We start from the raw sequence: 9,770 nt of genomic DNA, 5'->3' as shown, positions 1-9,770 counted from the left end.
GCCCGGCGGGCAGGCGCCCGGCGGCCAGGGCCCCGGCGGCATGGGACCCGGCCAGGGCGCGCCCGGAGCGGCACAGGGTGGCGGCCAGGGTCCGGGCCGGGCCGAGCTGCCGCAGAACGTGCGCATCCCGCCGCAGGCGAACGTCGTCTCCCGCCAGGGCGACCGCGTGATCGTCGAGCAAGGCGATCGCGTGATGGTCCGCAAGAACGACATCGCGCGGCTCGGCTTCCGGGCGCGCAACATCATCGAGCGGCCGCGCGACAACGGCATGTACGAAGTGACGGTGGTGCTCGCGGACGGATCGCAAGTCGTCACCATCTACAATTCGTGGGGCGACATCGTCTATCGCGTCAGGATCCTGCCCAACCGGCGGGAGGTCGTGCTCGTCAATGCGCTCTACGCCCCGACCTATGTCGAGCGCGACCCGGGCTATTACGACGCCACCCTGCCCCCGCTCGTCGTTCCGATCCCGCAGGATCAGTATATCGTCGAAACCGACTGGGCCTCGCCGGCCGACATCCGCGCGGCGCTGATCGCCCCGCCGGTGGAGCCGATCAATCAGGTCTATTCGGTCGACGAGGTCCGCGAGAACGTGCGCCTGCGCGATATGGTGCCGCGGGTCGATATCGACACGATCACCTTCGAGTTCGGCAGCGCCGATATCGGCCCCTCGCAGATCGCCAATCTCGGAGCGATCGGGATGGCCATCCAGGACATCATCCGGCAGAACCCGAGCGAGGTCTATCTGATCGAGGGCCATACCGACGCGGTCGGGTCGGACGAGGACAATCTCGTGCTGTCGGACCGGCGGGCGGAATCGGTCGCGCTCGCGCTCTCGAGCAATTGGCAGATCCCGGCGGAGAACCTCGTCACCCAGGGCTATGGCGAGCAATATCTGAAGGTGCAGACCGACGGGCCCGAGGAGCAGAACCGGCGCGTGACCGTGCGGCGGATCACACCCCTCGTCCAGAGCGACCAGCAGGGCCAGCAGCCGATGCAGCAGCCGCAATAGCCGCCCGGCAACGGACGGAGCCTTCCGGCCGCGAATGCCTGCGGACCCGGGCCTCAGGCCCGGGTTCTTCGCATCTGCGGACGCTCAGTGCAGGATCTGCGACAGGAAGAGCTTCGTGCGCTCGTGCTGCGGGTTCGTGAAGAAGGTCAAGGGGTCGTTCTGCTCGATGATCTGGCCCGCATCCATGAAGATGACCCGGTTCGCGACCTGGCGCGCGAAGCCCATTTCGTGGGTCACGCAAAGCATCGTCATCCCCTCCTCCGCGAGCCCGACCATCACGTCGAGGACCTCCTTGATCATCTCGGGGTCGAGCGCGGAGGTCGGCTCGTCGAAGAGCATGATGCGCGGGTTCATGCAGAGCGCGCGCGCGATCGCCACGCGCTGCTGCTGGCCGCCGGAGAGCTGGCCGGGATATTTGTTGGCCTGCTCGGGGATCTTCACGCGCCGGAGATATTGCATCGCGATCTCCTCCGCCTCCTTCTTCGGCATCTTGCGTACCCAGATCGGCGCGAGCGTGCAGTTCTCCAGGATCGTGAGGTGCGGGAAGAGGTTGAAGTGCTGGAACACCATGCCGACCTCGCGGCGCACCTCGTCGATGCGCTTGAGATCGTTGGTGAGCTCGATCTTGTCGACGACGATGCGGCCCTTCTGGTGCTCCTCGAGCCGGTTGATGCAGCGGATGAGCGTCGACTTGCCCGAGCCGGAGGGGCCGCAGATGACGATCCGCTCGCCCTTCATCACCTTGAGGTTGATGTCGCGCAGCACGTGGAACTCGCCGTACCACTTGTTGACGCCGACGAGCTCGACGGCGACCTCCGAGGAGGACACCTTCAGCCGGTCGCGGTGGACTTCGAGGTCCTGGTCGAGGGCGGCGCTCTCGCTCATGGCGGCTCCTAACGCTTATGGCCGGTATTGAGCCTGCGCTCGAGGCCCTGGGAATAGCGCGACATCCCGAAGCAGAAGATCCAGAAGACGAGCGCGGCAAAGACGAGGCCGGTCGCCGGCGTCTCCGGCGTCGCCCAGTTGGCGTCGCTGAAGTTCAGCCGGACGATGCCGAGCAGGTCGAAGAGCCCGATGATGTAGACGAGGCTCGTGTCCTTGAGGAGCGAGATGAAGCTGTTGACGATGCCCGGAATGACGAGCTTCAGCGCCTGCGGCAGGACGATGAGGCGCATCATCTGCCAGTAGCCGAGCCCAAGCGCCCGGGCCGCCTCGTACTGGCCCTTGGGGATCGCCTGGAGCCCGCCCCGGATCACCTCCGCGACATAGGCCGACGAGAACAGGGCGACCCCGATCAGCGCCCGCAGCAGCTTGTTGAAGTTCATGCCCGCGGGCAGGAAGAGCGGCAGCATCACGCTCGCCATGAAGAGGACCGTGATGAGCGGCACGCCGCGCCAGAGCTCGATGAAGCCGATTGAGAAGAAGCGGACCGCGGGCAGATCCGAGCGCCGGCCGAGCGCGAGCAGGATCCCGAGCGGCAGCGACACCACGATCCCGATATAGGAGACGACGAGCGTCACGAGCAGCCCGCCCCAGAGCGCCGTCTCGACCTCCTCTAGCCCGAACGCCCCGCCCGTCAGCAGGAGGAAGGAGACGACCGGCAGGACGAGCATCAGGAAGATGAGATTGAAGCGCTTCCAGGGCGCCGCCGGAATCGCCATCGGGATGAGCCCGGCGGCGAGCAGGAAGAAGACGATGTCGACCCGCCAGCGCTCTTCGAGCGGATAGCGGCCGTAGATGAACTGCGGGAACTTGGCCTTCACGAAGGCCCAGCACGCGCCGACATCGCCGAGGCAGGCGGTGCGGTCCGCGCCGTCCCAGACCGCCTTAAAGAGCGCCCATTCCAGGATGCCCGGCAGCGCATAGGCGACGAACAGCAGCGCGAGGATCGTCATCACCGCGTCGGTGGGCGTGGCGAAGAGGTTCTTCCTGAGCCAGGTGACGGGACCGCTCGTGCGCTCCGGCGGAGGCTCGGGCGGCGCGAGCTCGCGGCGCACGAAATAGAGGTCGGTCTGGGCCTGGAGATCGGACATGCTACCGCTCCACCAGCGCGACCCGGCGGTTGAACCAGTTCATGAACAGCGACGTCGCGAGGCTGATGCCGAGATAGACGGCCATCCAGATGATCACGATCTCCACGGCCTGCCCGGTCTGGTTCAGGATCGTGCCGCCGACGGAGACGAGGTCCGGATAGCCGATCGCGACCGCGAGCGAGGAGTTCTTGGTGAGGTTCAGATACTGGCTCGTGAGCGGCGGGATGATGACCCTCAGCGCCTGCGGGATGACGATGAGGCGGAGCGTCGGGCCTGGCCGCAGTCCCAGGGAATGGGCGGCTTCCGTCTGGCCGTGGCTCACGGCGAGGATGCCGGCGCGCACGATCTCGGCGATGAAGGCGGCGGTGTAGATCGAGAGCGCCAGCATCAGCGCGATGAATTCCGGCTTCACCTGCAGCCCGCCGACGAGATTGAACCGGGTCTGCTGCGGGAATTCCAGCGACATCGGGCTGCCGGCGAGGACGAAGAGGACGAGAGGCAGCCCGACGATCAGCGCGAGCGCGGCGGGAAGCACGCGCGTCTGCTGCCCGGTCCGCATCTGCTTGCGCCTCGCCCAGGCCGAGAAGGCGACCGTCATGGCGATTCCGACGGCGAAGCCGGCGACGACCACCCAGAAGGCGGGCTCGAAGAGCGGGCGCGGCGTGAACATGCCGCGGTTGCTGAGGCTGAAGCCGAAGCCGAGGCTGAGCGCGTCGCGCGGCTGCGGCAGCACGGCGAGCACGCCGAAATACCAGAAGAAGATGACGAGGAGCGGCGGGATGTTGCGGAAGGTCTCGACATAGGCGGTCGAGATCTGCCGCACCAGCCAGTTGGACGAAAGCCGGCCGATGCCGACGAGGAGACCGATGAAGCTCGCGATGACGACGCCGAGCACGGCGACGACGAGCGTGTTGATGAAGCCGACGAGCAGCGCGTAGCCGTAGCTCGCATCCTGGCTGTACGGCACAACAGACTGCGCGATGTCGAAGCCGGCCCGGTAATCGAGGAAGCCGAAGCCCGAGGCGATGTTCGCGCGCTGCAGGTTCTCCGCGGTGTTGGTGACGATCCAGGCGAAGAAGCCGACGACCAGGACGAGCAGCACGAACTGGACGAGCAGTCCGCGCTTCACGGGGTCGTTCAGGAACGACACCCGCGGCTCCGCGGTCCTGAGCGGGGCGTCCTCAGCGATCGGATGGGCCATGCCGTGCGCTCCGCGTGAGCCGCGGCCGCAGGAAGTGCGGCCGCGGAGATCCCGCTCAGCGGACCGGCATTCCGTACTGGATCCCGCCGTCGGTCCAGAGCGCGTTCAGGCCGCGCTCGATCTCAAGCGGCGAGCTGGTGCCGATGTTGCGCTCGAAGATCTCGCCGTAATTGCCGACGCCCTTGATGATGTTCACGACCCAGTCGTTGCTGAGGCCGATCGCCTGGCCGAAGGTGCCGTCGACGCCGAGAAGCCGCTTGATCTCCGGATTGTCGGACGTCTTCATCTCCTCGACATTGGCCTGCGTGACGCCGAGCTCCTCCGCATCGAGGAGCGCGAAATGCGTCCACTTGACCACGTTGAACCACTGGTCGTCCCCCTGGCGGACGACCGGGCCGAGCGGCTCCTTCGAGATGATCTCCGGCAGCACCATGTGGTCGCCCGGGCTCTTCATCGTGAGGCGCGTCGCATAGAGGCCCGATGCGTCGGTGGTGAGCGCGTCGCAGCGGCCGCTGTCATAGGCGGAATTGGTCTCATCGAGCTTCTCGAAGACGACCGGGTTGTAGTCCATCTTGTTGGCGCGGAAGTAGTCGGCGAGGTTGAGCTCGGTCGTCGTGCCGGTCTGGACGCAGATCGAGGCGCCGGAAAGCTCCAGCGCGGAGGAGACGCCGAGATCCTTGCGCACCATGAAGCCCTGGCCGTCGTAATAGTTGACGCCGGCGAACTTCAGGCCGAGCGAGGTGTCGCGCGACATCGTCCAGGTCGTGTTGCGGATCAGCACGTCGACCTCGCCGGATTGGAGCGCCGTGAAGCGTTCCTTGGCGGAGAGCGGCGTGAACTTCACCTTGCTCGGATCGCCGAAGATCGCCGCGGCCACGGCGCGGCAATAATCGACGTCGAAGCCGGTCCAGTTGCCGGCATTGTCGGGCGCCGCGAATCCGGGCAGGCCGGTATTGGCACCGCATTGCAGGAAGCCCTTCGCCTTCACGTCGTCGAGCGTCGCGGCATGAGCGGCGGCGCCGAGACCAAGTACGAGACCAAGCGCGAGCGGCAGTGAGGTCGCTTTCATGATGAGCCAGCCCTGTTTCCCCAGTTGACCGAACATGGAGACCTCGCAGAGGCAGTTCCGGCGGCCGGGATGACCGCTCGGGGACATGTTGCGACGTATTCTCTCCACATTTGCGCCCATCACAGGCCAAATGTCTGCGCCGGTCAAGGCGCCCGCCTGCCGGAATTCGCAGCAGCTTCTGCCAGTGAAAAGGCACTTCTTGGAGGTTTCATGAGCAGCGACGACCGCGACGGGGACAAGACTGCGCCACGCGGGAGCGGCATGGCGACCCTGCTCACCCACGGAGGGCGCCACCCCGAGCGCTTCCACGGCTTCGTCAACCCGCCGCTGGTCAGGGCCTCGACGGTGCTCTTCGAGAGCGTCGCCGCCATGGAGGGCCGGACCGGGCACCTCTATCCCTACGGCCTCACGAACACGCCGACCATCGAGGCGCTCACGGAGATCCTGACCGCGCTCGAGGGCGCGGCCGGCACGGTTCTCGTCCCCTCCGGGCTCGCCGCCGTCACCGTCGCGATCCTTTCCGCGGCGAAGCCGGGCGGCACCATCCTGGTGCCGGACAATGTCTACGGGCCGACGCGCCGCTTCTGCGACGAGAGCCTGCCGGATCTCGGCGTGGCGGCGCGCTACTACGATCCGCTCGCCCCGGAGCTCGGGGCGCTCGACGAGCGCACCATCATCTTCATCGAGGCGCCGGGCTCGCTCACCTTCGAGATGCCGGACATCGCCGCGCTCGTCGCCGCCGCGGAGGCCGCCGGCGCCGTCACCATGATGGACAATACCTGGGCGACGCCGCTCTTCTACCGCCCGCTCGAATACGGCGTCGACCTGTCGATCTCGGCCGGCACCAAATATTTCGCCGGCCATTCCGATCTCCTCATTGGCTCCGTCTCGGCGAATGCGCGCAGCTTTGCGGCGCTGAAGCGCATCCACCGCAATCTCGGCGTCCAGGCCGGGACGGAGGAGATCTGGCTGACGCTGAGGGGCCTGCGCACCATGCATGTCCGGCTCGCGCGGCACCAGGAGAACGCGCTCGCCGCCGCCCGCTGGCTCGCGGGCCGCGCCGAAGTTGCGCGCGTGCTCAGTCCCGCACTTCCGGGCGATCCCGGCCATGCGCTCTGGCGTCGCGACTTCGCCGGCGCGAGCGGCCTCTTCGGCTTCGTGCTCGATGCCGGGGAGGACGAGGCGAAGCGCTTCCTGGACGCGCTCCGGCTCTTCGGCCTCGGCTATTCCTGGGGCGGCTTCGAGAGCCTCGCGGTGCTCGGCGAGCTGCGGCACACGCGCACCGTCCGGCCCTGGCGCGAGGGCCCGGTCATCCGCCTCCATATCGGGCTGGAGGATCTCGAGGACATCCTCGCCGATCTCGACCAGGCCTTCGCGGCGATGCGCGGCTAAGGCGCGCCGGGGCGGCCCGCCGCCGTCCTTTCGTCGCCAACGCCGGACTTGATCCGGCGATCCAGATCGGACCGAGCGCCCCTGTCGCCATCGCCGGACTTGATCCGGCGATCCAGAAGGCGGCCGCGGATCGGACGCCGCCGTGGATGCCCGGGTCAAGCCCGGGCAGGACGACAGAGCAAGGGGCGGCCTTGAAGGTCGGCTTGGCGACACGTGCCGCCTCGCTTTCCCCTCCGTCGTCATCGCCTCAGCCGCGCGACCCCCGCCGCCTCGCGTCCCTTTCCGTCGTCGTCGCCGGACGTGAGCCGGCGATCCAGAGAACGGTCACGATGCGATCGGACGCCGCCGTGGATGCCCGGGTCGAGCCCGGGCAGGACGACAGAGCAAGCGGCGGTGTTGAAGGTCGGCTTGGCGACTCGTGCCGCGTCGCTTTCCCCTCCGTCGTCATCGCCTCAGCCGCGCGACCCCCGCCGCCTCGCCCCCGTCGTCATCGCCTTAGCCGCGCGACCCCACCGCCTTCGCGTCCCGCTCCGTCGTCATCGCCGGGCTTGACCCACTGCTGTCCGGTTTGATTTCACGCCCATTGGAGGACCATCTGGTTGGAGGGTTCGGCGGGTGGATCGTGGCCGGTCAGCCGGTCGATGCGGCGCTTGTGCATGAGGTTGACGCGCACCAGGCGGGCGAAGGCGAGGGGGCTTTCGACGGCGGTCTGGGCGGCCTGGGCGAGCCGCAGGATGAGGAAGGCGATGAGGGCGACGGCGACCTGGATGCGCACGGCGTTCTCGCTGAGGCCGAGGAAGTGCCGGATCCTGAGCGTCTGCTTGACCCATCGGAAGAACAGCTCGATGGCCCAGCGCCGCCGGTAGAGCGCGGCGATCTCCTGGGCCGGGGCGTCGAGGTCGTTGGTGAGGATGCGCAGCACCCTGCCGGTGTCGATGCGCACGCGCACCTCGCGCACCGGATCGGAGAACGGGTTGGTGCGGCTTGCGGCCTGGCGCCGGGGAAGCAGGCCGATGCGGTCGGAGAGGATGGCCGTGGCGTCCTCGGGCAGCGCGCGCTCGGCGGTCACCGTCAGCGGCGTGGTGGCCTTGAAGCGGGTGACGAGGCGGCAGCCGCGGGCGGCCATCCCGGCCCACCAGCCGTAGTCGTAATAGCCGAGGTCGAAGACGTAGGTGGCGCCGGCCTCGATCGGCATCGCCTTGGCGGCGGTGATGTCGTTGACCCTGGCCGCGGTGAGCGCCGCATAGATCGGCCGCTCGGCATCCGCGTCATAGACGACGTGCAGCTTGGCGCCGCAGGCATGGGCCGAGAAGCGGGCCCAGTCGCTGCCCGCCCCGCGCAGCCGCAGGCCCGTCGAATCGATCAGGTAGACGGCCTCGCCCAGCTTCCGGCGCAGGCCCCGCTGCGCCTGGGCGAGAATGGCGGCGAACAGCCCGCCGAACACCGCGCTCGGCCGCCGGGCGTTGGCGTCGGCCAGCGTCGAGCGCGCCGCCGGCCTGGCGCCCACATGGTAGAGGCGAGCGGCATGGCTCGCGAGCCCCTCGACGGTCTCGCGCAGGCTCACCGCCCCGGCAAGCTGCCCGTAGAGGAGCGCGATGAACTGGCTCTTCGTCGACAGCCGCCGCACGTGCTTGTCCGCCGCGTGTTCTTCCACCAGCCGCTCGAACACGCCCCACGGAACCTGCTTCAGGACATCGTGGAAAACGCTATTGTGATGCCGCACGGTGTTGCCCCCTGTCGTGTCCGGAAGACGCGCCAACGTCTGAACACGAGTAGAATCAACACCGTGCACCCAGTCCAGAAAATTAAACCGGACAGCAGTGGGCTTGACCCGGCGATCCGCGCGGCTTCACCTCACCCACCGTCGTCATCGCCGGACTCGATCCGGCGATCCGCGCGGCTTCGCCTCACCCGCCGTCGTCGTCGCCGGACTTGATCCGGCGACCCATTAGCAGAGAGGCCGATGGATGCCCGGGTCAAGCCCGGGCAGGACGACAGAGCAAGCGGCCGGGGGCCGATGGATGCCCGGGTCAAGCCCGGGCAGGACGACAGAGCAAGCGGCCGGGGGCCGATGGATGCCCGGGTCAGGCCCGGGCAAGACGACAGAGCAAGCGGCCGGGCCTTGAAAGGAACGAGCGGCCTGTCGCCATCGCGGGGTCCGATCCGGCGATCCGCGCGGCCTTGCCACGCCCTCTCCGTCGTCATCGCCGGACTTGATCCGGCGACCCATTAGCAGAGAGGCCGATGGATGCCCGGGTCAAGCCCGGGCAAGACGACAGAGCAGGCGGCCGGGCCTTGAACGGAACGGGCGGCCTGTCGCCATCGCGGGGTCCGATCCGGCGATGCGCGCGGTCTTGCCACGCCCTCTCCGTCGTCATCGCCGGACTTGATCCGGCGACCCATTAGCAGAGAGGCCGATGGATGCCCGGGTCAAGCCCGGGCAAGACGACAGAGCAAGCGGCCGGGAGCCGATGGATGCCCGGGTCAGGCCCGGGCAAGACGACAGAGCAAGCGGCCGGGACGGCGCCGTCCCGACGCGGCCTTCGCGCGCAGGCACGTGCCGGACGCTCCCCGGTGCGGGCCCGCCGGTGCGGTCATCGGTCGCCCTCCGGAATGATCTGGATCATATCGCGTCCCTCCCGACCGCCCCTAGCTATCGTCCCAGTGCCTTCCGGTCCGCGCCGCGCCCCCGGGCCCGTGCCGGCCGATGGAACGGCACCGCACGAAGACGGAGGAAGACATGACCCGTTTCGGATTGATCGCCGGCGCGAGCCTCGCGGCCCTCGTGGCGCTGGGCATCGGCCCGTCCCTGGCGCAGACGCAGGGCGGCGCGAGCGGAGGGCAGCCGCCGCAGGATTCCGCGAAGATGAACGAGAGCGGCCAGGGCGCGCAGCAGCCCGGCGACGACGGACCGGACTGGCGGGACCGCTGGCGCGCCTGGCACGAGCAGATGCGCAACGACGGCGGACCCGGCATGATGGGCGGCTGGTGGGGCATGGGCCCCGGCATGATGGGCGGCTGGGGCGGCGGCCCCGGCGCGGGCGCGGGCCCGGGCTGGGGCGG

Annotated in this window: 8 protein-coding genes; 3 read left to right on the top strand and 5 right to left on the bottom strand. The window is 68.5% G+C overall.

Features of this window, described 5'->3' with window-relative positions; genetic code table 11:
* Nucleotides 1-1,012: OmpA family protein (locus tag E4O86_RS20750; protein WP_205521012.1), on the top strand; the 1,012-nt coding region annotated here is incomplete at its 5' end.
* 84 nt (nt 1,013-1,096) lie between these two features.
* Here E4O86_RS20750 and E4O86_RS20745 read toward each other — a convergent pair.
* From E4O86_RS20745 to E4O86_RS20730, 4 genes are read right to left on the bottom strand one after another with little or no spacing between them, the layout of a single operon-like run.
* Nucleotides 1,097-1,897: an amino acid ABC transporter ATP-binding protein gene (locus E4O86_RS20745; RefSeq protein ID WP_161142458.1), complete on the bottom strand. Its 801-nt coding sequence runs from the start codon at nt 1,895-1,897 to the stop codon at nt 1,097-1,099.
* Nucleotides 1,898-1,905: 8 nt separating this feature from the next.
* Nucleotides 1,906-3,045: an amino acid ABC transporter permease gene (locus E4O86_RS20740; protein ID WP_161142457.1), complete on the bottom strand. Its 1,140-nt coding sequence runs from the start codon at nt 3,043-3,045 to the stop codon at nt 1,906-1,908.
* A 1-nt stretch (nt 3,046) separates the two neighbouring features.
* Nucleotides 3,047-4,246, bottom strand: coding sequence for an amino acid ABC transporter permease (locus tag E4O86_RS20735; RefSeq protein ID WP_161142456.1), 1,200 nt, complete (start codon nt 4,244-4,246; stop codon nt 3,047-3,049).
* A 55-nt stretch (nt 4,247-4,301) separates the two neighbouring features.
* On the bottom strand, nt 4,302-5,315 hold the full coding sequence (locus E4O86_RS20730) for an amino acid ABC transporter substrate-binding protein (protein ID WP_161142455.1): 1,014 nt from the start codon (nt 5,313-5,315) through the stop codon (nt 4,302-4,304).
* Between the two features lie 210 nt (nt 5,316-5,525).
* On the opposite strand from E4O86_RS20730, the gene metC reads away from it, so the two are divergent.
* Nucleotides 5,526-6,707, top strand: a complete 1,182-nt coding sequence (gene metC / locus E4O86_RS20725; protein WP_246206533.1) for a cystathionine beta-lyase — start codon at nt 5,526-5,528, stop codon at nt 6,705-6,707.
* A gap of 574 nt (nt 6,708-7,281) precedes the next feature.
* Here metC and E4O86_RS20720 read toward each other — a convergent pair.
* Nucleotides 7,282-8,430, bottom strand: a complete 1,149-nt coding sequence (locus E4O86_RS20720; protein ID WP_161142454.1) for an IS4 family transposase — start codon at nt 8,428-8,430, stop codon at nt 7,282-7,284.
* 1,017 nt (nt 8,431-9,447) lie between these two features.
* Between E4O86_RS20720 and E4O86_RS23285 the strand changes: the two genes are divergently transcribed.
* On the top strand, nt 9,448-9,770 hold a 323-nt coding region (locus tag E4O86_RS23285), incomplete at its 3' end, for a hypothetical protein (protein ID WP_205521010.1).

This window comes from Propylenella binzhouense (assembly GCF_009866965.1).
In the GTDB taxonomy this organism is placed as follows: Bacteria; Pseudomonadota; Alphaproteobacteria; order Rhizobiales; family Afifellaceae; genus Propylenella; species Propylenella binzhouense.
Note: the sequence above shows the minus strand (reverse complement) of the source record. Positions and strands in the feature narration are given on the sequence as shown.